Source organism: Streptomyces sp. NPDC039609, assembly GCF_055596705.1.
Genome location: NZ_JBVIUJ010000001.1, coordinates 289,541 through 315,927, shown reverse-complemented (window position 1 = coordinate 315,927; position 26,387 = coordinate 289,541). Strand labels below are relative to the sequence as shown.

At 72.4% G+C, this 26,387-nt stretch carries 18 protein-coding genes; 8 read left to right on the top strand and 10 right to left on the bottom strand.

The window, feature by feature from the left end:
- The first annotated feature begins 35 nt into the window (after positions 1-35).
- Both ACZ561_RS01435 and ACZ561_RS01430 read left to right on the top strand, forming a co-directional pair.
- Entirely contained in the window at positions 36-1,316 is a 1,281-nt protein-coding gene (locus ACZ561_RS01435) for a glycoside hydrolase 5 family protein (RefSeq protein WP_470988180.1), read from the top strand.
- Positions 1,317-1,349: 33 nt separating this feature from the next.
- The gene (locus ACZ561_RS01430) at positions 1,350-4,415 is read left to right on the top strand and encodes an alpha-mannosidase (protein WP_470988177.1); all 3,066 of its coding nucleotides are present in this window, start codon (positions 1,350-1,352) and stop codon (positions 4,413-4,415) included.
- Here ACZ561_RS01430 and ACZ561_RS01425 read toward each other — a convergent pair.
- From ACZ561_RS01425 to ACZ561_RS01415, 3 genes are all read right to left on the bottom strand, one after another.
- Positions 4,378-5,745 (bottom strand): MFS transporter, encoded by a 1,368-nt coding sequence (locus ACZ561_RS01425; protein ID WP_470988176.1) that lies wholly within the window; start codon positions 5,743-5,745, stop codon positions 4,378-4,380. The genes ACZ561_RS01430 and ACZ561_RS01425 overlap by 38 nt on opposite strands.
- A gap of 94 nt (positions 5,746-5,839) precedes the next feature.
- Entirely contained in the window at positions 5,840-6,199 is a 360-nt protein-coding gene (locus tag ACZ561_RS01420; RefSeq protein ID WP_376431691.1) for an ArsR/SmtB family transcription factor, read from the bottom strand.
- 75 nt (positions 6,200-6,274) lie between these two features.
- Complete coding sequence (locus ACZ561_RS01415) at positions 6,275-6,496, bottom strand: hypothetical protein (protein WP_329123581.1); 222 nt, start codon at positions 6,494-6,496, stop codon at positions 6,275-6,277.
- 172 nt (positions 6,497-6,668) lie between these two features.
- On the opposite strand from ACZ561_RS01415, the gene ACZ561_RS01410 reads away from it, so the two are divergent.
- Complete coding sequence (locus ACZ561_RS01410; protein ID WP_470988173.1) at positions 6,669-7,310, top strand: DUF7019 family protein; 642 nt, start codon at positions 6,669-6,671, stop codon at positions 7,308-7,310.
- Between the two features lie 16 nt (positions 7,311-7,326).
- Positions 7,327-8,049, top strand: a complete 723-nt coding sequence (locus ACZ561_RS01405; RefSeq protein ID WP_470988171.1) for a hypothetical protein — start codon at positions 7,327-7,329, stop codon at positions 8,047-8,049.
- A gap of 34 nt (positions 8,050-8,083) precedes the next feature.
- Here the strand turns inward: ACZ561_RS01405 and ACZ561_RS01400 are convergent, their stop codons facing one another.
- A complete protein-coding gene (locus ACZ561_RS01400) occupies positions 8,084-9,316 on the bottom strand; it encodes a protein kinase domain-containing protein (RefSeq protein WP_470988169.1) in 1,233 nt (410 codons plus the stop codon).
- Positions 9,313-12,924 carry a protein kinase domain-containing protein gene (locus ACZ561_RS01395; protein ID WP_470988166.1) on the bottom strand — a complete coding sequence of 1,204 codons (3,612 nt, stop codon included), beginning with the start codon at positions 12,922-12,924 and terminating at the stop codon, positions 9,313-9,315. The genes ACZ561_RS01400 and ACZ561_RS01395 overlap by 4 nt, the downstream gene beginning before the upstream one ends.
- Before the next feature lie 462 nt (positions 12,925-13,386).
- Between ACZ561_RS01395 and ACZ561_RS01390 the strand changes: the two genes are divergently transcribed.
- Together ACZ561_RS01390 and ACZ561_RS01385 are read left to right on the top strand one after the other, a co-directional pair.
- Entirely contained in the window at positions 13,387-14,187 is an 801-nt protein-coding gene (locus ACZ561_RS01390) for an ATP-binding cassette domain-containing protein (RefSeq protein WP_470988164.1), read from the top strand.
- Between the two features lie 252 nt (positions 14,188-14,439).
- Complete coding sequence (locus tag ACZ561_RS01385) at positions 14,440-15,594, top strand: site-2 protease family protein (RefSeq protein ID WP_470988161.1); 1,155 nt, start codon at positions 14,440-14,442, stop codon at positions 15,592-15,594.
- A gap of 74 nt (positions 15,595-15,668) precedes the next feature.
- Here ACZ561_RS01385 and ACZ561_RS01380 read toward each other — a convergent pair whose 3' ends face one another.
- From ACZ561_RS01380 to ACZ561_RS01360, 5 genes are all read right to left on the bottom strand, one after another.
- Positions 15,669-16,778 carry an SPFH domain-containing protein gene (locus tag ACZ561_RS01380; protein WP_376431717.1) on the bottom strand — a complete coding sequence of 370 codons (1,110 nt, stop codon included), beginning with the start codon at positions 16,776-16,778 and terminating at the stop codon, positions 15,669-15,671.
- Between the two features lie 30 nt (positions 16,779-16,808).
- On the bottom strand, positions 16,809-17,246 hold the full coding sequence (locus ACZ561_RS01375; RefSeq protein WP_470988158.1) for an NfeD family protein: 438 nt from the start codon (positions 17,244-17,246) through the stop codon (positions 16,809-16,811).
- A 358-nt stretch (positions 17,247-17,604) separates the two neighbouring features.
- Positions 17,605-20,724, bottom strand: a complete 3,120-nt coding sequence (locus ACZ561_RS01370) for an AfsR/SARP family transcriptional regulator (protein ID WP_470988155.1) — start codon at positions 20,722-20,724, stop codon at positions 17,605-17,607.
- Positions 20,725-20,929: 205 nt separating this feature from the next.
- On the bottom strand, positions 20,930-23,320 hold the full coding sequence (locus ACZ561_RS01365) for an ABC transporter permease (RefSeq protein WP_470988153.1): 2,391 nt from the start codon (positions 23,318-23,320) through the stop codon (positions 20,930-20,932).
- Complete coding sequence (locus ACZ561_RS01360) at positions 23,317-24,006, bottom strand: ABC transporter ATP-binding protein (protein ID WP_470988151.1); 690 nt, start codon at positions 24,004-24,006, stop codon at positions 23,317-23,319. Before ACZ561_RS01360 ends, ACZ561_RS01365 begins: the two co-directional genes overlap by 4 nt.
- A 600-nt stretch (positions 24,007-24,606) precedes the next feature.
- On the opposite strand from ACZ561_RS01360, the gene ACZ561_RS01355 reads away from it, so the two are divergent.
- Positions 24,607-25,644 carry a sensor histidine kinase gene (locus ACZ561_RS01355; protein ID WP_470988147.1) on the top strand — a complete coding sequence of 346 codons (1,038 nt, stop codon included), beginning with the start codon at positions 24,607-24,609 and terminating at the stop codon, positions 25,642-25,644.
- Positions 25,645-25,679: 35 nt separating this feature from the next.
- Entirely contained in the window at positions 25,680-26,372 is a 693-nt protein-coding gene (locus ACZ561_RS01350; protein ID WP_470988145.1) for a response regulator, read from the top strand.
- The last annotated feature ends 15 nt before the right edge of the window (positions 26,373-26,387 follow it).

The window sequence follows — 26,387 nt, the reverse complement described above, 5'->3', positions numbered from 1 at the left end:
TCCGCACCGGACTCGGGAAGGACTCGACACCACGCATGACCACTCCCCAGGACCTCCCTGCCGAGCATGAGCGCGCCCCTCGCTTCGGCGTCAACTACACCCCCAGCAGGGGCTGGTTCCACCACTGGCTCGACTTCGACCTCGACGCCGTCCGCACCGACCTGGACTCGATCGCCGCCCTCGGCCTGGACCACGTCCGGGTCTTCCCGCTGTGGCCCGTCTTCCAGCCGAACCGCACACTGATCCGCCCCCGCGCCGTCGAGCAGCTGGTGGAGCTCGTCGACGCGGCGGCCGAGCGCGGCCTCGACGCGGCCGTCGACGGGCTGCAGGGCCATCTGTCCAGCTTCGACTTCCGCCCCTCGTGGACCCTGACCTGGCACCGGCGCAACATGTTCACCGACCCCGAGGTCCTCGACGGCCAGGCCACCTATCTGCGCACTCTCGCTTCCGCCCTGGCCGACCGGCCCACCTTCCTGGGCATGACCCTCGGCAACGAGATCAACCAGTTCTCGGGCGATCCGCACCCCGACCCGGACCGGATCACCCCGGGCGAGGCGGAGCACTGGCTGCGCCACATGCTGGCGGCGTGCGAGCGGGGGGCGCCCGGCCGGCTGCATCTGCACGCGGAGTACGACGCCGCCTGGTACCTCGACGACCATCCGTTCACGCCCGCCCACGCGGCCAGGATCGGCGCGGTGACGGCCGTGCACTCCTGGGTCTTCAACGGCACCGCGCAGCGCTACGGCGCCGACTCGGTCGCGACCGGGCAACACGCCGCGTATCTCGTCGAGTTGTCGAAGGCATGGGCCGACGACCCGGGGCGGCCGGTCTGGCTGCAGGAGGTCGGGGCGCCCGCCCCGCACATCGCCGCCGACCGGGCCGGCGCATTCACCCGTACGACGGTGGACGCCGCGCTCGACTGCCAAGGCCTCTGGGGCATCACCTGGTGGTGCTCCCACGACGTCGACCGCTCGCTCGCCGACTTCCCCGAACTGGAGTACAACCTCGGCCTGTTGACCACCGACCGAGTGGTGAAGCCGGCCGGAAGGGCGCTCGCCGAGGCCGTGACGGAGGCCCGTGCGCGCACGCGTCGCCCGCGACCGCGCTCCACGGCTCTCGTCCTCGACCTGCCCGACGACGCGCCGAAGCGTTCGACATGCGCACCCGGCGGGGCGTTCTTCGAGGCGTTCATGCGGCTGGCCGCGGACGGCGCGCGGCCGACCGCCGTACTGGCGTCGCGGGCGTCGGACCGCGATCATCTCACCGCACGCGGGATCACCGAGACGGTCACCGTCGACGACGTCGGCCGGGCCTGACCACCACCCTCTCTACGTGATGGAGCGACTGCCATGCATGACGACCGCACCCTGATCGAGTCCCGGCTCCGGCGCGTCCTCGACGAGCGCATCCGGCCGGCGATCCATCCGGAGTCGGTGCCTCTGGACGTGGGGATCTGGACCGCGCCCGACGAGCCGGTACCGGTGGCGGAGGGGATCGCCGCGCCGCGGACCCCGATCGCCGCCGGCGACGCCTGGGGCGCGCCCTGGGGGACGAGCTGGCTCACCATCTCCGGCACGGTTCCGGCGGGCTGGGCGGGCCGGACGGTCGAGGCGCTGATCGATCTCGGCTTCGACGCGAACATGCCCGGGTTCCAGTGCGAGGGACTGGTGTACCGGCCCGACGGATCGCCGGTGAAGGGGCTCAACCCGCGCAACCAGTGGGTGCGGATCGCCGCCCCGGCCGCCGGTGGGGAGGAGGTGCTGCTCCATGTGGAGGCGGCGTCCAACCCGGTGATTCTCGACTACCACCCCTTCCTGCCGACCGAGCTCGGCGACAAGGAGACGGCGGGCGACCGGCCGCAGTACCGGCTGGAGCGGATGGATCTGGCCGTCTTCGACGAGACGGTGTGGCAGCTGGTGATCGATCTGGAGGTGCTCGGCGAGCTGATGGCGGAGCTGCCCGTGGAGGGCGCCCGGCGCTGGGACATCCTGCGGGCGATCGAACGGGCTTTGGACGCGATCGATCTCCAGGACGTCAACGGGACCGCGGCGGCCGCCCGTGAGCAGCTGGTCGCGGTGCTTTCGGCGCCGGCCGAGCCGTCGGCGCACCGGATCAGCGCGGTCGGGCACGCGCACATCGACTCGGCCTGGCTGTGGCCGCTGCGCGAGACGGTACGCAAGGTGGCACGGACCACCGCCAACATGACGGCGCTCCTCGAGGACGAGCCCGAGTTCGTCTACACGATGTCGCAGGCGCAGCAGTACGCGTGGATCAAGGAGCACCGGCCGGAGGTGTACGCGCGGGTCAAGAAGGCGGTCGCGGAGGGCCGGTTCGTGCCTGCCGGGGGCATGTGGGTGGAGTCGGACACGAACATGCCGGGTTCGGAGGCGATGGCCCGTCAGTTCGTGTACGGCAAGCGGTTCTTCCTGGAGGAGTTCGGCGTCGAGAACGAGGAGGCGTGGCTGCCGGACACCTTCGGTTTCGCGGGCGGGCTGCCCCAGATCATCAAGGCGGCCGGGTCCAAGTGGCTGCTGACGCAGAAGATCTCGTGGAGCCAGGTCAACACGTTCCCGCACCACACCTTCTTGTGGGAGGGCATCGACGGGACGCGGATCTTCACGCACTTCCCGCCGGTCGACACGTACAACTGCTCGATGAAGGGCAAGGAGATCGCCCATGCCGTCCGCAACTTCAAGGACAAGGGGCGGGCGCGGCACTCGATCGCGCCGACCGGCTGGGGCGACGGGGGCGGCGGCACCACGCGCGAGATGATCGCGAAGGCGGCGCGGCTGCGGGATCTGGAGGGCTCGGCGCGGGTGCGCTGGGAGCGGCCCGCCGAGTTCTTCGCGAAGGCCGAGGCCGAGTACCCGCATCCGCCGGTCTGGGTGGGCGAGTTGTACCTGGAGCTGCACCGGGCGACGCTGACGAGCCAGGCGCGGACCAAGCAGGGCAACCGGGCGAGCGAGAACCTGCTGCGCGAGGCGGAGCTGTGGGCGGCCACGGCCTCCGTACGGTCCGGAGTGCCCTATCCGTACGAGGCGTTGGACCGGATCTGGAAGACGGTGCTGCTGCACCAGTTCCACGACATCCTGCCCGGCTCCTCGATCGCATGGGTGCACCGTGAGGCGGAGCGGACGTACGCGGCGGTCGCCGAGGAGCTGACCGGGATCATCGGGCGGGCGCAGCGGGTGCTGGCCGGTGACCCGGTGGCGGGTGGCGAGGTGGTCTTCAACGCGGCTCCGCACGCGCGGGCGGGCGTTCCGGCGGGCGGGGGCCGCAGGGCCGTGGCCGCGGCGGACGGCTCACCCGAGGAGTGCACGGTGGAGGCCCGGACCGGCGGCGGGTTCGTGCTCGCCAACGGGCTGCTGCGGGTGGTCGTGGACGAGCGCGGTCTGGTGGTGTCGGTGGTCGATCTCGCCGACGGGCGGGAGACGGTCGCGCCGGGCGCGGCCGCCAACCTCCTCCAGATCCACCCCGACTTCCCGAACATGTGGGACGCCTGGGATGTCGACCAGTTCTACCGCAACACCGTGACCGACCTGACCGACGCGGACGAGGTGGCCGTGGCCATGGAGACGGGGCGGGCCGTCTCGGTGCGGGTGACCCGTTCCTTCGGCTCGTCCCGCGCGATCCAGACGCTCACCCTGGCCGCCGGTGCGAAGCGTCTCGATCTGGAGACCGAGGTCGACTGGCACGAGACGGAGAAGTTCCTCAAGGCCGCCTTCCCGCTGGATCTGCACGCCGACCGCTACGCCGCCGAGACCCAGTTCGGCCATCTGCACCGTCCGACGCACACCAACACCAGTTGGGAGGCGGCCAAGTTCGAGGCGTGCAATCACCGCTTCGTCCACTTCGAGGAGCCCGGCTGGGGTGTCGCCCTGGTGACGGCGTCGACGTACGGGCACGACGTCACCCGTTCCGTACGGACCGGCGACGGCGGCACCACGACGACGGTACGGGTGTCCCTTCTGCGCGCCCCGCGCTTCCCGGACCCGCACACCGACCAGGGCGTGCACCGCTTCCGCCATGCGCTGGTGCCCGGCGCTTCCGTCGGCGACGCCGTCCGCGAGGGCTTCCGCGTCAATCTGCCGGAGCGCCGGGTGCCCGGGGACGCGGACGTGGCCCCGCTGGTCGCCGTGGACGACGACGCCGTCGTGGTCAGCGCCGTGAAGCTTGCCGACGACCGCAGCGGCGATGTGGTGGTCCGGCTCTACGAGTCGCGGGGCGGCCGGGCCCGCGCCCGGCTCACCACGGAGCTCGACCTCGGCGGCGTCACGGTGTGCGACCTGCTGGAGCGCCCGCTGGACGACGTCCCGGCCGGCGCTGTCACCGTGGCGGACGGCTGGCTCGAGCTCGCCCTGCGCCCCTTCCAGCTGCTCACGCTGCGTTTCGCGGTCCCCGGGGCCGCGCGGTGAGCATCGGAGCGGGCCGGCGGGGGTGGAGGGCGTCTATGCGGTAGTCGTGGGCGTGGCGCCGGCCCGTACCGGCCAGGTGCGGATGGTCCGGCGCCAGCTCGGCGTGGACGTGTTCCAGTTCGTCCGGGTCGGTGCGCGGCCAGAGCCGGACGGCGACGACGGCCGCGAGGAGGGCGACGGCGCTCAGCGCACCGGCGGCGAGGGGGAGGCCGGCGTGCGCGGCGGTCCAGCCCGCGAGGGGGTAGGTGAGCAGCCAGCAGGCGTGGGCGAGGGAGAATCGGGCGGCGAAGACGGCGGGCAGGTCTCCGCCGGCCGCCGAGCGCCTCAGCAGTCGCCCGCCGGGGGTCAGGACCGCTGAGCAGGCGGCTCCGAGCAGCAGCCAGGCGGCGAGCAGGGCCGGCCAGGACCAGGGGCCGGGGCTCGCCGCCAGGCCGGCCGGGAGGAGGGCCAGAACCCCGGCCGTCACGAAGGCGGCGGGGAGCAGCACCGCGCGGTCGCCGACCCGGTCCAGCAGTCGTGGCAGCAGCAGCGCCACGGCCATGGAGCCCGCTCCGTACGCGCCGAGGGCGAGGGCGACGTCGCCGTCCGGGCGTCCCAGGACCTCCCGTACGAGCACGACGGTGTTGACGAGGACCATCGCTCCGCCCGCGGCGACGACCAGGTCGAGTGCGAGGAGGGCCCGCAGCCGTGGCGTGGCGAGGAGGAGACGGGTCCCGTAGGCGGCCTTGGCGTACGCGCCGCCGGTCCGCTCCACCGGTTCGGGTTTCGGGAGCAGGACCGAGGCGACCAGGGCGGCGGAGGCGAGGAAGCCTGCGGCGGTGCCGGTGAAGAGCAGTCCGGAGGGGACGAGGGTCAGCAGGGCGGCGGCGAGAGCGGGGCTGAAGAGGTTCTCCAGGTCGTAGGCGAGCCGGGAGAGCGACAGGGCGCGGGTGTAGTCGCGCTCGTCGGGCAGCACGTCGGGGACGGTGGCCTGGAAGGTCGGCGTGAAGGCGGCCGAGGCGGCCTGGAGCAGCAGGATCAGGACGTAGATCTGCCAGACCTCGGTGACGAAGGGCAGGGCCAGGGCGGCCGCCGCACGGGTGAGGTCCATGGCGACCAGCAGCGCGCGCCGGGGTATGCGGTCGGCGAAGGCACTGATGAGCGGGGCGATACCGACGTACGCGACCATCTTGATCGCGAGGGCGGTCCCGAGGACGGCGGAGGCGTCGGCGCCGGCAAGGTCGTACGCGAGCAGACTCAGCGCGACCGTGGCGAGTCCCGTGCCGGCGAGGGCGACGACCTGGGCGGTGAACAGACGGCGGTAGGTGCGGTTGCGCAGCACGGACAGCATGAGGCACGCCCTCGTTCGGCTACGGGGTGTTCACCACCGTAGCCGACACGTGCATGGTTGCGCACATGTTGAATCTATAACCGAGGGTGCCCGGTCAGTCGTGCCAGGGCTCCCCCGTCACCTGATGATCGGCATGACTGATCGCTTCGACCACAAGGCGCCGCATATGTCCGTCCGGCAGCGTGTACACCACCCGCCGGCCGTCCTTGCGGTGCTGGACGAGTCCGCCCAGACGCAGCTTGGCCAGGTGCTGGCTCACCGCGGGCCGGGCCGCGCCGCACGCCTCCGCGAGGGCGCCGACGTCCGACTCCCCGCGCGTCAGGAGCCACACCAGATGCAGTCGGGTCGGATCCGAGAGCAGCGCGAACACACCGGCCGCGGCGGCGAGCTCGGCAGCGCCGGGGGTGCGCTGGTGCACAACGCTCGCTGTTGAGGTTCCCTCGCGTTCGGACATGGGGCCATCGTAGGCGCGGCAAAGAAAACCGCCCCTGGCACGGGGCACCGGGGGCGGATTCGGGGAAACGAGCGGTCAGAGCTTGTGCATCCCCTTGTACGGGCTGAGGACGCGGACCTGGGTGGCTCCGAAGTCGACGAGAAGCGCACCCGTCGGCTCCTGGCCGATGATCTTCCCGAGCCCGTGACGATCGTGGGAGACGCGGTCACCGACAGCGAACTCCTTGATCACGGGATCGACGGGAGCCGCGAAGGGGCTGGTGGACAGGTGGCGCCGGGGCGCGGATCGGTTCGTCATCGTGATGCCAGTATGCCCCGCGCGATGGCCTCAGGACAGACTCGAGCGCCCGCCCGGTGTCCGACCCCCGTGCCCCCTCGGCCCTCCGCCGGGCCCCTCCGACCTCAAGTACGCCGATTTCGGGGCTGGTTCGACGGGTAACATCCGCTTCACCGCGAGAGGGGAATGGATTGTGTCGGTCCGCTACTACCTTTACGTCAGTGACGCCAAGGTCGACATGCTGCTGTCACAGATCGACCCCGCCTGGGCGCGCAAGCGTGTCACGGAGTTCGGCGTCGATCTGAAGCTGGCGACCGCCAAGCGCAGCGTCGAGGCGGCGGGCACGGATCGGGTCGCGCGCCTGGAGCGCGTCGTGCGGCACCTGGAGGACCACGCCGACCTGGGGGACGTGGACGAGCCGGGCCAGTACGTGCACGGGGTGCTGCCGATGCAGTGGTCCGTACTCGGCGACGACGAGGCGGTCTACTTCGGCGGTCGGAGCGATCGCACGATCGTCGGTCTCGGCGGGTCGACGAACCATCTGCTCAGCACCGTCACCGCCGCGCCCCTCACGCAGAACCGGCTCAGCGCCTCACTGCTGCCCGTACTGTTCGAACAACTGACCGCGCTCGCCCACGAGAGCGGCACGCCGGCGGGGTCCGACACCCTGGCCACCGTCATGCGGGCCAATGCCGCCCTCCGCGGCCCCGCGCAGACCGTCGAGTTCCTGGCCAAGCGGCTGGTGCACGGCCCGTGCCCGTACCCGGAGCTGGCTCCTCGGGACGACATGACCGTGCTGCTCGCCAGCCCGCTCTACGTCGCGCTCGTCGACTGAGGGCGGGACTACCGGGATGACCGACACGGGTCCGGCGATGTCCGTGCTGATCGAGTCGGTCTGCAGGACCATGACGAAGCTCGCCGCCTCCCCCTTGGCCCTGGAGATCGCCCCGGGTGGGGCCCGGATCCTGGCGGTGATGCGGGAGCACGCGCTCGAGAGGCGCAGCCGGGGTCCGTACAGTCCGGACAATCTGCCGCCCGAGGCCGTGAGCATGGTCGAATGGATCGCTCTGCTCTGGTCGGTGGAGTCCGAGCGGCCGGACTTCACCGTCGAGGGGGGCGGCCGATGGCCAGGGCTGGTGGTGACTCTGCCGGTCAGCCGGGTGCGGGTGCACTATGTCGTACCGGAGTCGGCGACCTGGCCGTATCCGCCCGATCCCGGCAACAAGGACTTCGGCCTGCAGCTCACCCTGGCCCTGCGCTATGTGGCCGGATCGCTGCGGGAGGCTGCCGGCCGGCGGGATGAGGAGCCGCCCGTCGCGCTGTCCCTGAGCTATCCGGCGGACCCGTCGTACGCGGAGCGGCTCGCCTCGACCGACGAGCGGTTCCACCACCACCTGCCCTCGGTCGTGCCCACCATCGAGGTGGACAGGAGCCGTTGCTCACAGAAGCAGCGGGAGGCCCACGACAAGGCCCTGCGCGCGGTCGCGTACTCCGACCAGGAGGTGCTGCCGCTCGGCCGCTCGGGGTTCACGACCCGGGTCGGACTGGGGCGCGTACAGGACTCCGGCGAGTGAGCCGGGGCCTGGAGGCGCCCTCCGGACCACACACCTAGTCACTCTCCCGCAGGGCCCGCGACAGTTCCTCCGCCGTCCTGATGCCGACGGTCGGGGTGTCGACGAGCGACGCGTCGATCACGTCCGCGAGCCGGGGCGGGATCGAGGGGTCGCGGTCCCTGATCCGTACGACCGGCTCGCGCAGCGCGATCGCCACCGGATCCTTGTGCGGCGGGAAGTCGCGTGGCGTGGCGCCCGTGAGCATCCAGTACAGGCAGGCGGCCGCCGCCCAGACGTCGACCTCGGGTCCCGCGTACTTGTAGCCGAGCAGCTGGCCACGGGGTGTGAAGGGGATCGTGCCGCCGAGCGCTCCCGTCCGGGTGTGCCCGGAGAGGCCGGCGTGCTCGAACGCCTTGGCCAGACCGAAGTCCGCGAGCTTGACCACCGGTCCGTCGTCCGTCGCCTCCCCGGTGAGCAGGATGTTGGCGGGCTTCACGTCGCGGTGCACCAGACCCCGGGCCGTGGCCTCGGTGCCGTCCGCCAGACGTGCGGCGGGCAGCTCGGCCCGGTGCGCGTGTTCCAGACCCGCCAGCACCTGCCGTGCGACGGACAGCGCCTGGGGTATGGGCACGCGGCCCTCGTGCCGGGCGGCCAGCCGTTCCAGAGAGCCGCCGGAGCAGTATGCGCAGGCGAACCAGAACGTGTCGTCCCGGTTGCCGCTGTCGCGGAACTCGACGATGTTCGGATGGCGCAGGGCGCGGATGCTCTCGAACTCGCGCCGGAACGCGAAGCGCGCGTGCTCGTCGACCACCCCCACGGCCAGGACCCGCTTCAGCGCCACCGACTCGCCCGTACGTCGGTGGCGGGCCAGGTGGACGATGCCCTGCGACCCGCGGCCCAGCTCCCGGAGGACCTCGTAGTCCGGGACGGTCGGCAACGTGGGGGCGACCGTCTCCTCCGGGGGCGCGTCCGCCCGCTCCTCCACGCCGATCCGCAGGCGTACGGCCCCGATCGCGATCTCGTCGCCGTCCGCCAGCAGGCGCTCCGTGAGGAGGCCGAGCCGGGAGCCGTTGACGTACGTGCCGTAGCTGCTCCCCAGATCCCGAACGCGCAGTCCGGGCGGATCGATGTCGAGTCGGCAGTGGCGCCGGGAAACGCTGCGGTACCGGTCGGCGATCCGGATACCGCACGCGTCCGACCTTCCCACGTCATGCCCGACCGGCTCGCCGTACACGTACTCCTCGACGCCGTCCGGGGTGTGGACCGCGACGGTGACCCACGCGCTCACGCGGCGCCGGTCCCGGCCGTGAAGTCGTAGTCCCAGTCCAGCTCCCACAGCCGGATCGACGGCCGGAAGTCGGCCGAGACCACGTTGCGGCCGTCGGCGGTGAAGGCGACCCCCGAAAGGTCCATGGAGTGTCCTTCGAGCCGGTGCGCGCACTCTCCCGTGCGGACGTCCCACATCCGCAGGACCCGGTCGCTGCCGCCCGTCAGGAGGTAGCGACCGTCGGGGCTGAGGTCGTACACCTCGGTGAACTCGGAGAGTTCGCGCAGGGTGCGGCCACTCTCCGTGTCCCACACCCGCACCGTGCCGATGCCGGAGGAAGCGGCCACGCGCCCGTCGGCGCTCATCGCGAGCGTCCAGTGGTAGGCGGCCTCCTGCCTGCCGATCTCCCGGCCCGTCCGTACGTCCAGGACCGTGACCTGCTGTGCGTCGTTCACGAACAGCCGCCGACCGTCCACGTCGAACCTCAGGGTGGTCTCGCCCGGACCGACGGGAAATTCGGCCAGCGGGCGTCCGGTGGCCGTCTGCCAGAGTCTGCCGATGCGGTCGTCGAACCCCGCCGACGCGGCGTACTTCCCGTCCTCGCTCAGCCCGACCGCGCCGACCTTCCCCTCGTGCCCGAGCATCGTGCGGATCCGCGCGCCGCGGGTCGGATCCCACAGGCACACCGCACCCTCGCTGTCGCCGATGAGCGCGTACCGGCCGACCCGATCCATGGCGGCCTTGGTGACGTGCCCCCGGTCCCCGTACAACTGGCAGCGCCTGGCACCGCTCTCGAAGTCCCATACGTGCGCGGCGCCTCCCCAGTCCGCCGTGACGGCGAGACCCGGCTCTTCGGCGAGCAGAACGGTGTGGGTGTTGTCCACGCGCTCGGGAAACGTGTGGAGGCACTGGCCGGTCTGGAGCTCCCATACGCGGATCCGGCAGTCGGCTCCCCCGGTCACGGCCAGTTCGCCGTCGCGGCTCAGGGCAAAGCTCGGTTTGAGGGTGAGGGCGAAGTTGCTGTAGAGGTCGTAGCGCTGCCAGATGGCGAGCAGGTCGGTGCTGCGGCCGGCGACGCGCCCCACGTCGTTCCACGCGCTCCGCAGCTGGGGGTGGCGTTCGAAGCCGGGGATGGCCCGGGCGGCCCGCAGCTCCTCGGCGGCGGCCACGAACGAGCCCTGCTCGGCCAGCTCTTCCGCGCGCTCCAGCGCTCGCAGCGCCCGTGTCTCGCCGTCCTCGAGGGCGAGCGCGGTCCGCGGGCGGGCGTAACTCCAGCCGGCGCGAAAGCCGGACTCCGGCAGACGCCACATCCGGATGCCGCCGTAGTCGTCGCCCACGACGACGAGTCGGCCGTCCCCGCTGAGGGCCACGCACGCGGGTTGCATGAACCGCAGGTCGTCGACGGCCGCGGTGGAGATCGTGCGCAGGCAGCGGCTGTTCCGGGTGTCCCAGATCCGCAGCGGCTGTGCGAGACCGTCCACGCCGACGGAGGCGACGACCGTTCCGTCACCGCTGAGCGCGAGGACGTCGTGGGGGTTGAGAAGGTTCCGCGCGGTGTGACGGATCCGGTCGGTCCGGGTCTCCCAGACACGGAACATCCCCGCCGCACGGCCGGTCAGCAGCGCGTACGTGCCATGGGCGCCGAGCACGACCCCGTCGATGCCGGTGGTGTGGAAGTCTGCGGAGGTGACCAGTTGGTGCAGCGGACGTGCCGCGGCGACGTCCCAGACCACGGCGCTGCCGTCGGACGGCGCGGCCGACACGACGACGGAGCCGTCCTCGCTCAGCCCGAGCGCCGTTGCCGTCGAAGGTCTGTGAAAGGTCTCCGAGCCGATCCGGCGCGTCGTCGGGTCCATCTTCCGGTACGGCGCGGGCGGGTGGACGAACTCCCGGATCAACCGGCCGGCCAGGTCCCACACCTGGACGGACCCGCCGTCGTATGCGACGGCCGCGAGGCCCGCGCCGTTCAGCGCGACCGCGGTGACGTGCGTGGCGAGGCCGGGGAGGGTACGCAGCAGGGCCCCGGATCCGAGGTCCCACACCTCCAGGACGCCTTCGCCCCGCGCGGAGAGCCCGGTACGACCGTCGGAGGTGAGGGCGACGGCGGTGACCGGTGCCGCGTCGCTCCCCGGGGACGCGGGCAGCTCGTACCGGCAGCTGCCTCCCTCGGCCGTCGACCACACCCGGATCCGGCCCTCCTTGCCGCCGGTGAGGACGACATCGCCGGTCGCGTCGACCGCCAGCGCCGTCACGGCCCTGTCGTGGCCGGGCAGTCGTACCCACTCCCGCGTCGGGCCGCGACGTTCCAACTCGGCGCGAGCGAGCTCGACTTCGGGCAGGTCCGGCGCGAACGCCAGCAGCGTGCGGGCCGCTTCGTCGTCTCCCCGCTCGACGTGGACGAGGCCGAGCAGATGGTCCGCCTGCCAGCGGACCCCCTGGATGGTGCGCGCGGTGCTCAGCTCGCTCAGGACCTCTTCGTCGGTCAGCGTGCCCTCCCGCCAGCGGTGCAGGGCCCAGTTGTACACCGTGGACGGGTGGTGCGGGTCGATGTCCATGGCGGTGCGCCACAGCTCCTCGGACTCCTCGGGCAGCCCGAGGTCGAGGAGGGAGAGCGCCTGGTTGGAGAGACCGTCGGCGAGCAGATTGGCCGCCTGGGGCTCCGGGCGCGGAAAGGGCGTGCCGACGACGTCGGCGTAGATCTCCGTGACGGCCGTGGCGAGTTCGGCCATCCCTCGCGGGCGGGCGGCCGGGTCGATCGCGAAGCAGTCGTGAAGCAGTGCGGCGAGTGCCGGGGGCATGGCGGGTGTCCCCGGTCCGGCGCGCCCGCCGGACGCCAGGAAGGCGGCGAACACCTCGGGCGCGGACTGTCCGTACAGCCAGGGCCGGTCGCCGATGAACATCTCGAGGACGCACAGCGCCCAGGACCAGACGTCCGTGGCGCGCGTCAGGGTGACGCGTGCGCCGGCGGCCGCGTCGGCCTGTTCCGGTGAGCAGTACGCGGGGGTCCGGCCGCCGTAGCTGGCCGCGAGGCTCGCTCCGGGCGGCGGGGTGGTGCTCTCCCCCGCCGCCGCCCGGGCACCGGAGATGCCGAAGTCGGTGACCTTCGCGGTCCACTCGGCGTCGATGTCGACCATGATGTTGGCGGGCTTGACGTCCTGGTGGATCACGCCCTGGTGGTGCGCGTGGTCGATGCCCCAAGCGATCTGTACGGCGAGGTCGAGGACACGGGCGGGGGACGGCACGCCCCCGTCACCCGCGACCGTGTCCGTGTCCGTGTCCGTGTCCGCGTCCGCGTACAGTCGGCCGTCCCGTACCAGCTCGGCGAGCGAACCGCCACCCACCCACTCGGCGAACACGCACGGGATGTCGTCGATCCTGCGGACGTAGAGGCAGTTGACGACGTGGGGGTGCAGTCCGAGCCCGACCCACATGCCCGCCTCGGCCTCGAAGCCGGTGCGCCCGGCGTTGGTGGCCACGAGCTCGGGGCGTGGCACCTTGACCGCGAGCTCGGTGTTCCACGCACGATGGCGGACGCGGTGCACCAGCCCCATCCCGCCGCCGTCGAGCACGTCGAGCACCTCGTACAGATCCAGAACGACGTCCCCGCGCCGCCAACTCCCCACCGTCATGGGTCCATTGTGCCCATCGTGGATGACGAAGGGGTCGGGTCGTGGTCGCCACCGGGAGTTCCACGCAGGGCCATCAGCCGTATGTCGCCGTCCGTGTGGCGTACGACGGGAGCCGACGGACCGGGTCGTTCCGCGGCCCGCCGACTCCCGTCCCTCCTGCGACAGGGCATCAGCCCCTGGCCACGAGGGCCTTGAGCGCGATGTTCAGCTGGAGGAGGTCGACGCGGGGCTCGCCGATGAAGCCGAGGAGTACTGGGTGTTGACGCTGTTGGAGCCCAGGACGTTGGAGGGGCTGACGAGTGGCGCCACGCTCTTTGCGCGTCTTCTGCGCGATGCGGTTCGATCGCCTCGGTTCGAGGGCGGGGCGGGGGCTGTCATCGCGCGGTCAGCGGTCTGTCAGCCGGGTCGGACACCGTCGAGTCGGTCCGTCGGGTGCGCCGAGGGGCCGAGAGGGAGGGACGGATGTCGTACGCGATCCGGGCCGAGGGCCTGGTCAAGAGCTACGGGGACGCGGTCGCACTGGACGGGGTCGACCTGGAGCTACAGGTCGGCGAGGTGCGGGCGCTTCTCGGCCCGAACGGCGCGGGCAAGACCACCGTGGTACGGATCCTGGCCGCTCTGGAGCAGCCGGACGCGGGCCGCGCGACGGTCGGCGGCCACGACCTCGTACGGGAGCGGGCGCGGGTCCGCGAGCTGATCGGACCACCGTTGCCCGGCGCCGGGACACTCGACGCACTCGGTCGCCTGCTGGACAGGCCACGGCTGCTGCTCCTGGACGAGCCGGACGCCGGGCTCGACCTCCGTGCCCGTGAGGCACTGCGGGACGTCGTACGGCGACTGGCGGCGCACGGGAGCTCGGTGCTGCTCACGACGCAGCGGCCGGAGGAGGCCGACGGCCTGGCCGACCGGGTCACCGTGATGGACCGCGGCCGGGTCGTCGCGGAGGCACGCCCCGACGAACTGAAGCGCCGGATCGGCGAGCCCTGGCTGTGCGTGCGCCCGACGCTGCCCGGGGACGAGGCCGCGGTGGAGCGCATCCTGATGGAACTGGCCGGCGCCGCCCCCTCGCACGACCGGCACTCCGGTCTGCTCTCCGTGCCGGCCTCCGACCCGATGTTGCTGTCCGCCCTGGTCCGACGCCTGGAACGCGCCGGCATCGGCACCGAGGACGTGGGCCTGCGCCGCCCGGGCCTGGGCGAGGTACTCCTCGCTCTGACGGGGCGGGCGGACCAGGGGGCGACTGCCCGAGGGGGCCGGCCGTGATCCGCCGGGGCGGCCCGGGCTCCGGCCTGAGAGGGCGGCCGGCCCCCTCTCAGGAGCGGGCCGGATCCGGCGGGCGGAGTCCTCCGACGGGGTCGGCCCCGTCGTGCCGGGCGCTCCTGCGGTGGGCCCCGGGCGCCGGCCCGACGAGCAACACTGTGAGTAGGCGGACACCGCACTGATCCGATCGCCGTGGGCGCGGCGGGGCGGGTGGCTCGGGCGGAGAACCGCCTGCTTCAGCCATGGGAGACGGCGATGAACGGCTCCATACGGATCGGACGAGTTCTCGGCGTGCCGCTGCGCGTCCACTGGACCGTGCCCCTGCTCGTGCTCCTCTTCGGATACAGCCTGGGAAGTCAGACGCTCCCCGTCTGGATCCCGGACCGGTCGATCACCACGTACACGGTCGCCGGCCTGGCCGGGGCCCTTCTGCTCATCGGAAGCCTGCTGGCTCATGAGGCCGCGCACGCGATCATCGCCCTGCGCAAGGGCATCCCCGTCCAGGACGTCACGCTCTGGGCGCTGGGCGGGATGACGCAGATGGGCAGGCCCCGCACGGCCGGCGCGGCCTTCCTGGTGGCCGTCGGCGGGCCGCTCACCAGCCTTGTCGTCGGCGCGGCGGCGCTCGGGGCGGGCGTCGGGCTGAACGCACTGTTCGGCTGGGCGGTGCCGGCCGCCGTCCTGGTGTGGCTGGCATGGGTGAACGTCCTGCTGGGCTTGTTCAATCTGCTGCCCGCCGCTCCGCTGGACGGCGGGCGTGTGGTGCAGTCGGTGATCTGGTGGCGTACGGGAGATCGGGACCGGGCCGAACGAGCAGCCGCACGCGGTGGCCAGGTACTCGGCTTCCTTCTGATCGTCGGCGGCTGGATCTCCGTCCTTCGTGGCGCCTTCGGCGGCCTGTGGCTGACGTTCATCGGCTTCTTCGTCCTCGTCGTCGCCAACGCGGAACGACGGCAGGCCGGAATGGCCACAGCCCTGCACGGGGTACGAGCGGCCGACGCCATGTCGAGCCCGGTGGAGACCTGCCCCGACTGGCTCACCGTTGAACGCTGTGTCGACGACGTGGCGATGCGGGCCCGCCATTCCGCCCTCCCCCTGACCGACTTCGAAGGGCGCCCCAGCGGCCTGGTCGACCTGACCCGGTTCGCGAAGATCCCCATGACGCAGCGCGGGGAACTGCGCGTCCGTGACCTGGCGACCCCGCTCTCGCAGTGCACCACCTGTGCGCCGGACGACCTGTTGGAAGACGTCCTCGAACGGGCCCGCCCGAGCAGGAGCGGCATACGGATCCTCGTCACCGACGGTCGACGTCCGGTGGGCATCATCACCGCACGCGACATCGCCCGGCTCGTCCAGCGCCACTCGCTTCGCGGCACGGACAGCGGTCCGAACAACGACGCGGACGAATGACGAGACCCGGGTGGTCGTCCACCGACGGGCCGGGCCCCCGCCGTCCGGATTCCCGGGCCCTCGCCGGACGGCGCTCAATCGCCGGACGTCTGCCCCCGGCCCGGCACCTGGGGCGCCCTCGCGGCCTCGGCCTCGGCCTTCGCGTCGCTCACCACGGCGGCGGCCTGCTTCGCGACCTCGTCAGCAGCGGCGGCAGCGTCAAGCGGAAGCGGCGAGCCTGCCTCCAGCTCCGGAGCCCCGCCTTCGTCCGGCGCGCCGTCGGCATCGGCGGTGGTTGTTTCCTCCGGTTGCGCGGATGCGGGAAGACCCATCGTTGAACGATCGCCGAATGCGTGGCTGACAGCGCGAACTGCCTCGGTCAGCTCCCCCGGGATCACCCAGAACGTGTTGTTCTCGCTCTTCGCCAGGTGCGGGAGCGTCTCAAGGTACTTGTAGGCCAGGATCTTCGGGTCGGCGTTGTTGCGATGAACGGCCTGGAAGACGCGCTCCACCGCCTTGGCCTCGCCGTCCGCCCGCAGGATCATGGCTTGCTGCGTGCCCTGCGCTTCCAGGATGTCCTTCTGCTTCGTGCCCTCCGCGGTGAGAATCTTGGCTTGCCGCTCCCCTTCGGCGTGCAGGATGGCCGCGCGCTTGTCACGCTCGGCCCGCATCTGCTTCTCCATGGCCTCTTTGATGGTGTGCGGTGGATCGATGGCCTTGATCTCGACGCGGTTGACCCGGATGCCCCACTTGCCGGTGGCGTCGTCGAGGACGGTGCGGAGCCGGGTGTTGATCTCCTCACGTGAGGTGAGCGTCTGCTCGAGGTCCATGGAGCCGATGACGTTCCGCAGGGTGGTCACGGTGAGCTGATCGATCGCATGCAGGTAGTCAGCCACCTCGTAGGCCGCCGCCCGCGGGTCGGTGATCTGGTAGTAGAGCACGGTGTCGATGTTCACCACGAGGTTGTCCTCGGTGATCACCGGCTTGGGCTCGGACGAATACACCTGTTCGCGCACGTCGAGTTTGGTGTTGACGCGGTCCGCCACCGGCACGACGAAGTTCAGGCCGGGTTGCAGCGTCCGCCGATACCGGCCGAACCGCTCGATGTTGTAGCGGCGCGCCTGCGGGACGATCCGCACCGTGGCGGCCACGAGGAAGACAACAACAATCGCCGCCACGAGAATCGGGATGACAACCGGATCCACAATTCCTCCGTAGGGATGGGTTCGGCCGCTTCACGGAAGGAGTTCGCGGGGGTAGACGACAGCAGTAACGCCTTCGATCTCCATGACATCCACCAGTGCTCCCACCGGGATCACCTGGCTTTCGTCGAGGGTACGGGCGGACCATTCCTCGCCGGATACCTTGATCAGGCCGCGGGTCGCCGTGACCTCCTGCATGACTTCGGCCCGTTTGCCGATCAGCGCGTCGCTGCCCTCACGCATGAGGGGTGCCTGTGCCATGTGCCGCAGCGCGACAGGACGGACGAGCACGAGGCCCGCTGCCGCTGCCACTCCGAGCGCCACCAGCTGACCGAGAAGCCCGATGCCGACACCGGCGACCACGGCGGCAACCAGGGCGGCGCCCGCCAGCAACCCGAAGACCAGCGTCAGGGTGAAAAACTCCGCGACACCAAGCACCCCGGCGGCGAGCAGCCATACGAACCACGGCATCGAGTCAGCCTCCCTCAGAAGACTTACCCATCAACATATCCCCCAGAACCGGAACAAAAGGGACCTTTCCGGCCGGATACGCCGCCACCTGTCACGGAGAAGCACCGGAGCCGCCCCTGACGGGCCGGGTCCGGTGATCGGGGGTGGCCCGGTGATCGGGGTGCCCCGGTCAGGCCACGGCGCAACCGCTCGACGTCCTGGCGCGCATCGGCCAGGACCAGGAGGCCCTTGCCGGGCAGTGTGGCGCAGTCGAAACGAGCACCCCGGCCCGGGGCCGGTCCGTGACGGCGAAGGAGCCGTTCCAGCCGAATCCGATCGGTGTCGCCGACGTCTCCTCCCTCCGCCCTGACGACGACCCCTAGGGCTTCGGCGCGAGGCCCGCCTCCTCGTTCAGCCGGTGCAGCGCCTCCTGTCTCGGCATCTCGGCGCCGTGGCGGAACGCCTCACGGTAGGCGGCCTCGCCGAGGCGCACGGTGAGGTCGGTGACGAATGCGCGCAGCTCCGGGTCGCCCTCGTCGAAGGCGCCACGGATCGCCTGGCTCATCCCCAGAGCGGTCGCCGCGCCGGTGGGATCCTCCTCGAGGGCGAGCAACGCGGCGAGTTGCTGTGCGATCCCGGCCAGGCCGTCGCTGTCGCCGCGAGCGGTGAGGCCGCGCAGTGCCCTGGGCAGCAGTGCACGGGCTTCTTCGACCGCTCCCTCCACGCGCCGGTTCGCCATCCGGCTCACCGCGATGATGTCCCGGGACGTCTCCTCCGGGTAGGGAAGCCAGCGTACGAGTGTCTCCATCCGGTCCAGGGCCTCGTCGGCGCCGGCCAGATCGCCCGCCGCACGGTACGCGGCGGCGAGCACCGGCTGCAGACCGGCCTCCACTCGCCGATGGCCGCGTTCCCTGGCCTGTCGCTCCGCGGCCCGGATGTCGCGCAGGGCTCCGTCCAGGTCACCGATCCGGATCCGCTCCATCGCGAGCCGGTACTTGGTCCACAGGAGGTGTTCCTCCGTGCCGAGTTCGGAGCTGATCGCCACGGCCCGCTCGAACGCCAGGAGGGCCCGGTCGTGCTCGCCGCGCAGCGAGTGGGTCGAGCCCGTGGGCAGCAGGCTCATCACCAGCCCCCAGCGGTCGCCGACCTCGTCGAAGCCTCGGAGCGCCTCACGCCGGGCGTGGGCTCCGGTCTCCCTGTCCCCCTGCTCGCTGAGGACGAAGTCATGTGCCCAGTAGGCGCTGGCCCGCACCCAGGGGTCCGGCGAGTTCAGGGACTGCTGGAGCCCGCGTTCCCGGTCGGCGTCGCCGACCAGCTGGGACATGCGCAGGAGCGGGAGGGCCGGGTGGAAGCCGAGTACCTCCGCGGAGTCGACGTCCTCCTCCGACGGAGGCACGGCCGCGCCTTCTCCGTCCGGGGCGCCCGCCGCGCTGCGTACGAGACCGAACGCCAGCCGCGCCTCGTGCGGCAGCGCGTCGCCGAACTCCATGACCTCACCGAGGAACGTCTCGAACTGGGTGGTCATGCCCCGGATCCCCCAGTACCAGAACATCGCCCGGACGTACCGGGAGGCCATCGGCGCGTCCCGCGCGTCGAGCACCGACCGCAGCGCGGCGACCATGTTGTCGTGTTCGGCGTCGAAGACCGCGATCGCACGGAGTTGTTCGCCGGTACGGAGCAGGGGTTCGAGCTCCTCGGCCAGCGCGAGGAAGTGGCCGGCGAACCGCGGGGCGATGTCGTCCCCGGCCTGGACGAGCCGGTCGGCGGCGTAGGCGCGTACCGTCTCCAGCATGCGATAGCGCGGTTCGTCCTCGTCGGAGGCGGTCACCAGGGACTTCTCTACCAGGGAGCCGAGCACGTACAGCACGTCGGCGGCCGGCAGCGACTCGTCGGCGCAGACCCCCTCGAGGGCGGCGACCGTGGCACCGCCGGGGAACACCGACAGTCGGCGGGCCAGCGCCCGTTCGGTTTCGTCGAGGAGGTCCCAGCTCCACTCGACCAGCGCGAGCAGCGTCCGCTGGCGGGGCAGCGCGGTTCGGCTGCCCGAGGTCAGCAGGCGGAAGCGGTCGTCGAGTCGGCGCGCGATCTGATCGGCGCTCATCGCGCGCAGTTTGGCCGCGGCCAGTTCCAGCGCGAGCGGCATCCCGTCGAGGCGGCGGCAGATCTCCACCACCGCGCCCACGGTGCGGTCGTCGAGCGCGAAGCCCGGCCGGACGCCTACGGCGCGGTCGACGAACAGCCGCACGGCCGCCGAGTCGGCGGCCTCGGCGAGCTCGCGCGACGGCGCGGGAAGCTCCAGCGGGCCGAGCGGACACAGCGCCTCGCCGGTGATGGCGAGCGCCTCTCTGCTGGTGGCGAGAATCCTCAACTGAGGGAGGCGGTGGAGGAGTTCCTCGGCGAGCTCGGCGGCATCCTCGACAAGGTGTTCGCAGTTGTCGAGGACGAGGACCGCCTCGCCGCCGTCGAAGATTTCGGCCAGCCGGTCGACCGGAGCCTGCGAACGCCCCGCGTCGTAGAGTCGGCCGTCCTGGGAGCCGAGCGTGCCGAGCACCGCGTCGGCGAGCCGGTCCCCTGGACCCACACCGGCCAGCGGCACGAACCACACGCGCCCGCGCGGGTAGGCCCGGTGCCGGCTCGCCGCTTCGAGCGACAGCCTGGTCTTGCCGGCGCCACCGAAGCCGACGATGGTGACGAGCCGGGACGCGGCCAACAGAGCGGCGATCCGGTCGAGTTCACGGTCGCGGCCGACGAAGCTGGTGAGCCGGGCCGGGAGGCGGCTGGGCGCGGCCTCGGCCTGGGCCGTCGGTGCGGTCAACTCGCCCCGGAGCAGAGCCAGATGGACCTCCCGGAGTTCGGCCGAGGGGTCCACGCCGAGCTCCTCGCCGAGTCGGCCGCGCATCTGCTCGTACACCGCGAGCGCGTCGGACTGGCGTCCCGCCGCGGACAGCGCCCGCATCCGCAGGCTCGCGACACGTTCACTCAACGGGCGTTCGGTGCCGGCCGATTCGAGGTCGGCGAGGACCTCGGCGTACCGGCCGAGTCGCAGCTCCGCGTCGAAGCGGTCCTCGGCCGCGGCGGCCCGCAGGTCGTCGAGGCGCGTGGCGGCGGCCCGCGCGAACGGGGCGTCCAGCACATCCGCCAGAGCGGGCCCGCGCCACAGCGCGAGCGCCTCGGCGAGCACGGACGCCGCTTCGTCGAGGCGGCCCGCGGCCAGCTCACGCCTGCCCCGTGCGGCCAGTTCCTCGAACCGGTGGGTGTCCACGTCCTCGTCGCGTACCGACAGACGGTACCCGCCGGCCACGGACTCCACGGTCGCGGCACCCTTCAGGGCCCTGCGCAGCCGGGACGCCAGGGCCTGGAGGGCGTTGCCCGCCTCGGCCGGGGACTCGGTGCCCCACAGTCCGTCGACGAGCGCGTCGACGGACACCGGTCGGCCGCCTTCGAGCGCGAGCCGGGCCAGCAGCATCCGCAGGCGGACCCCTCCGACATCGATCGGCATCGCGTCGTCCGTACCTGCTCCGACCGGTCCCAACAGGACAATTCTCACAGCTTCAGCCTCCCCCGGGCCAGACCGTTTCGACGGTTCCGCGCCGAGGGACGAACAGCGCCGACACTCCGGTGTACGACCGGTGTTGACATGCGACGCGACCGCTCCTCGGCGACCGGCGCCATCCTAGCGATCATGCTCCGGGAGGACCGTCCTGTCACTCCGTCCGCAGCGCCCGTGCGGTCGGTGTCCGCGCCGCCCAGAGCGCCGGGGCCAGCGCGCCCGTGATCGAGATCGCCACGCCTGCCAGGGCGAGTGCGGCGAGCAACCCCGCACCGTAGACGTCGATGTGGGCGCCCGGGATCGTGGTGCCGACCGCGCGGCCCATCGCCGGCATCACCGTGCGGTGCAGCACCACGCCGAGCGGGACCCCGACCGCCCCCGCCACCAGACCGATCGCGCCCACCGAGGTGAGGACCTGGACGACCGTCTGACGAGGGGTCATTCCCAGGGCCTTGAACACGCCCAGGTCCCGGACCCGGTCACGGGTGTCGAGCACCACCGTGTTGAGTACGCCCAGGCAGGCCACGGCGACCAGCATCAGCGTGAGCATCGCGATCAGCGCCTGCATCGCCAGGATCACGCTGGAATTGCCGGCCTCCGTGACCGCCGCCCACGCGCCGAGCGGCGTCAGGGCGGCGTTCAGCTCTTCGACGTAACGGGCCGGGTCCGCACCGGGCGTGAGCTCGACGCTGAAGTCGGCCGGCATGAAGCGTGTCTCCAGCGCGGCGACCGACGAGGCGTCGGTGCGCAGGGCCATCCCCTTGTCGCCGAGGTCGAAGACCTCGCCGACGATCAGCAGCCGGACGGTGCGCCCCCGGTCCGACACGGCGACCGTCTCCCCCACCCGCACCCCCGCGGCCTGCAGGAAACGCGCGGCCGCGACCGCCTCGCCGGGGCCGCTGAACCAGCGCCCCGACACCATCGTGACGCCCGCACCCGCACCTGCGGTGTCGCCGTCGTACGCGACGAGGGGTACGCCGCCCTTGAGACCGGCCACGCCCAGCTGTGACTTGGCGGTCCGGTGGAAGGACGCGGTGTCCGGGCGGGCCTCGATCGCCGCGGCGACCTTCGCCGGGTCGGCCGGCTCCGGGGGTCCTGCGGCGCCGGGCTCCGGACGGGCCACCGTGCGGACCGTGACGGTGCCGCCGCGGTCCGGGTCCCCGTCCGTCTTGACCGCGACCAGCGTGCTGCCAAGGCCCACGGCGAACGTCACCGCCAGGGCCCCGAAGGCGACCGCGGCGGCCGTCGTCGCCGACCGCGCCGGCCGGGCGAACGGACTCCCGAGCCCCATGGCGACCGGCCGCGGCAGCCGCAGACGCCCCAGCAGACGGTGTACGCGCCGCCCCCGCCGACCGCCCCCGGTCCGGCCGGCGCCGAGCACCAGCACGGTGGGCAGCCGCGCCGCCCGCAGCGCCGGGCCGAACGCGGTCGCGGCGACCACCACCAGGGCACCCGCCGGCACCACGAGGTCCACCCACAGGGGAATGAGAACCGCCGACGTCCCGTAGGCCTCCGCCACCTCGGCCATCAGCGGCACGGCGGTCACGTTGCCCAGGGCCACGCCCAGCACGGCCCCCACCGAGGCCGGGATCAGCGCCTGGCCGACGTACGCCCGCCCCACCTGGAGCGGCGTGAAGCCGAGGGACTTCAGGATCCCGATCCGCCGGGTCGCGGCGCCCACGGCGCCGCTGACGACGATCCCGATGACCAGGACGGACATGGCGAGGCCGAGCAGGGCGAAGGCGGTGATGAAGGGGACGAAGGCGGCGGTGTTCGCCTGGGCGGTCTGCCGGACGTCGAGGTACGACTGCGTGCCCGCGATCGCCCGCGGCGGCACCGCGGCGGCGATCGCCGCCCGGCCCGCCTCGATGTCGGCGCGGGTCGCGGAGTCGCTGAGCCGGTAGAGCATCTGCAGTCCGGTCGGTGCACCCGGCCGCGCGCCGGACGGTGTGCCGGTCAGGCCGGGCAGCTGCGCGGGTACGACCCAGGCGTCGGCGCTCTCCCCCGCCGACTCGGCGATCCCGACCACCGTCAGTTCGGTGTCACCGGCCAGCAAGCGGGTCCCGAGCAGGGTGCGGTCCCGCGCCGCGCCCCGCTCCATCACGATCTCCCCGGGGGCACCCGCCCAGCGCCCCTCGATCAGCTCCAGGCGGTCCACGGGGGCCTCGGGCGAGCCACGCCCCACCACCGTCAGGGCCGGCGGTTCGAAGCCCGGCGGAGCGCCCTGGGTGTCGTACAGCCGTACCGAGGCAACGGCGAAGGGGCCCGCGGCCACGTCCACCCCGGCGGCGTTCGCGGTCGCCGCGAGCCGTCTGCCGGTGATCGCGGAGCTGTCGAACTGCACGGTCAGGTGGGCCCCTCGCTGCTGGGCGAAGGCCCGGTCGAACGGCCCTTGGGAGGCCACGAGCAGCCCGGCCGCGAGGACCGCTGCCGCCACCGACAGCAGCGTCGTCAGCGCCATCACCACGGTCTGCACGCGGCGCCGCCCGACCCCGCCCCGGACCACCCGGCCCAGGGCGCCGCGCCGTGCCACGGGGCGGCTCATCGGGCCACCGCCCGGACGTCGCGGGCGATCCGGCCGTCGACCAGCTCGATCGTCCGTGTCGCGCAGGACTCGGCGAGCGCCAGGTCGTGGGTGACGAGGACGATGGTCTGCCCGGCGGCATTGAGTTCGCGGAGCAGGTCGCGTACGTCCGCGCCGGAGGCGGTGTCCAGCGCGCCGGTGGGCTCGTCGGCGAGCAGCAGCGGCGGGCGGTTCATCAGGGCCCGGGCGACCGCGACGCGCTGGCGCTCGCCGCCGGAGAGCCGTCCGGGATAGGCCCGGGCGTGCCGGTCGATGCCGAGCTGTGCGAGGAGTTCGGCGGAGCGGGCCGCTGCCTTCGCGGGCGCCATGCCGGACAGCTGGGCGGGCAGGAGCACGTTGTCGGTCACCGTGAGGTCGTCGAGGAGGTTGAAGAACTGGAAGACCATGCCGATGCGCGAGCGCCGGTACTTCGCCGAGGCCGTCTCGTTCATGGTGTCGACGCGCAGCCCGTCGACGCTGACGCTGCCCGCGGTGGGACGGTCGAGGCCGGCGATCATGTTGAGCAGTGTCGACTTGCCGCTGCCGGAGGGGCCGAGCACGGCGAGCGCGTCACCGGAACGCACCTGCAGCGTCAGCCCGTCCAGTGCGGGTAAGCCTCCGTCGTACGCCTTGCACACCTCGCGTACGTCGATGAGGGGGTCGGTCATGGGTCCTCCACAGCTGGGTCGGTCGGGCGGCATCGACGCTAGGAGGGAGGGGGATGTACGCACGTCGGCCGCGGTGTGGAAGATCCGTACCGTGCTCGGTGGACGTCGTGGCCGTGTCATCCCGGCGATGTACGCCCGTGGAGCACGGGGATGCGTCTCACGGCTGATCCGGCCCCACCTGCCGCTTGGCACACTGACGCGGTGAACAGGGAAATGGAGTCGGTCGTCCGCCGGTTGCGCACGCTGTGGTCCGTCGGCGCGCCGCCGCCGTTGTCGCTCCGGTCCTGGGTGGCCGATGCGGTGCTCGCACTGGCGGCCGCGGTGTGGACCGTGGTGGGCGATCTGAACCGTTCGTATGTGGAACTGGCCCCTTGGGAGCCCGACCAGCCCCCGGCGGCACCGGCTCCGCCGGTACCACCAGTGCCGCCGGTGCCGCCAGTGCCACCGATACCGACGCCCGGGGCCGAACACGTCGTGCCGGTGCCGCCCGTCCCACCAGTCCCGCCCGTCCCGCCGGTTCCGCCGGTGTCGCCGGTATCGCCGGGGCCGACGCCCGGGCCCGAACACGTCGTGCCGACCGTGGAGCACACGCTGCCGCCGGTGGAACTCTGGGAACTGATGGCGGCGGTGCTGACCGCGCTGCCGCTGGTGCTGCGCCGCCGCTTCCCGCTGACCACGTACTGGGCGGTGGTGGGGGCGACGGCGGTGCTGTACCAGGGCGATGTCGCCAAGGACGCGATCACGGTCACCTTCGCGTCCGGTCTGATCGCGGCGTACAGCGCGGCGATGTACAGCCCGCACCGCATGGCCACGGCGGCCTCGCTGCTCGCGGGTGTCGTGCTGTACGGAGCGACACCTCTGGTCCCCAAGGTGGACGGGGATCTGGTCCCCGTCCTCGTCCTGCTCCCGGTCGCTGTGGCCGCGCACGGCATCCACAGCTGGCGGCAGCGGGCGCAGGCACTGCAGGAGGAGCAACAGGCCGCACTGCTGCGGGCCGTGGAGCAGGAGCGCGCCCGGATCGCGCGCGAGTTGCACGATGTGGTCACCCACAACGTGAGCATGATGACGATTCAGGCGGGGGCCGCGCGCAAGGTGTTGGACACGTCGCCCGAGCTGGCCAGAGAGGCCTTGCTGGCGGTGGAGGCGGCGGGCCGCACGGCGATGTCGGAGCTGCGCCATGTGATGGGGCTACTCACGATGGCCGCCGACGGCCCCGATCCCGCCGCGACCGTGGACCTGGCCCCGCAGCCTGGTCTCGAGCGGCTGGAGGAGCTGGCCGCCCGGGTGCGGGACACCGGCGTGCCGGTGGAGTTGACCGTGCGCGGCACCCCGGCGACCGAACTGCCGGCCGGCGTCGACCTGGCCGCGTACCGGGTGGTGCAGGAGGCGCTGACGAACGCGGTGAAACACGCCGCGGGGGCGAGCGTGTCGGTCACCGTGGAGTACGCGCCGGGCGAGGTACGGGTGGAAGTGGCGGACACAGGCGGTACGGCGCGTCCTCCGGCCGGCCCCGGGAGCGGCCGTGGGCTCCTGGGACTGCGCGAACGCCTGGCGGTCTACGGCGGTACGCTGCACGCGGGCAGGCGCCCACACGGGGGCTACGGGATCCGCGCGGTGATTCCGGTGGAGGGGCGGTGATGCCGGTGGAGAGCCGTGATTCCGGTGGAGGCGCCGTGACCGAGGCGCCCCGAGTGGTGATCGTCGACGACCAGGCCCTGGTGCGGACCGGCTTCCGGATGATCCTGTCCGCCGACGGCATCGAGGTGGTCGGGGAGGCCGCCGACGGGGACGAGGCGGTCGCCGTGGTCCGCCGTACCCGGCCCGATGTGGTCCTGATGGACATTCGGATGCCGGGCACCGACGGTCTGGAGGCCACGCGCCGCATCCTCCAGGACGAGGGGACGTCGCCGCCCCGCGTCGTCATCCTGACCACGTACGACCTCGACCAGTACGTCTACGCCGCCCTGAGCGCGGGCGCGAGTGGCTTCCTGCTGAAGGACGTCACCCCCGAGCACCTGGCGGCCGCGGTCCGTCTGGTCCGCTCCGGGGACGCCCTGTTGGCCCCGGCCATCACGCGCCGCCTGGTCGAGCGATTCGCCGTGTCGCGGGAGCGCACGACCTCCCTGCACCGCGATCTTTCCGCGCTCACACCGCGGGAGCTGGAGGTGTTCGAGGCGCTGGCGAGGGGCGACAGCAATGCCGAACTGGCGGTCCGCTTCCGGCTGAGCGAAGCCACGGTCAAGACGCACGTCGCCCGCATCCTCTCCAAGCTCCGGCTCCGCGACCGCGCGCAGGCGGTGATCGCCGCCTACGAGACCGGCCTCGTCACACCGGGCTCCGACGGCGACCCGCGCCGGGGGTTCTGACCCCGCCCGTCCTCG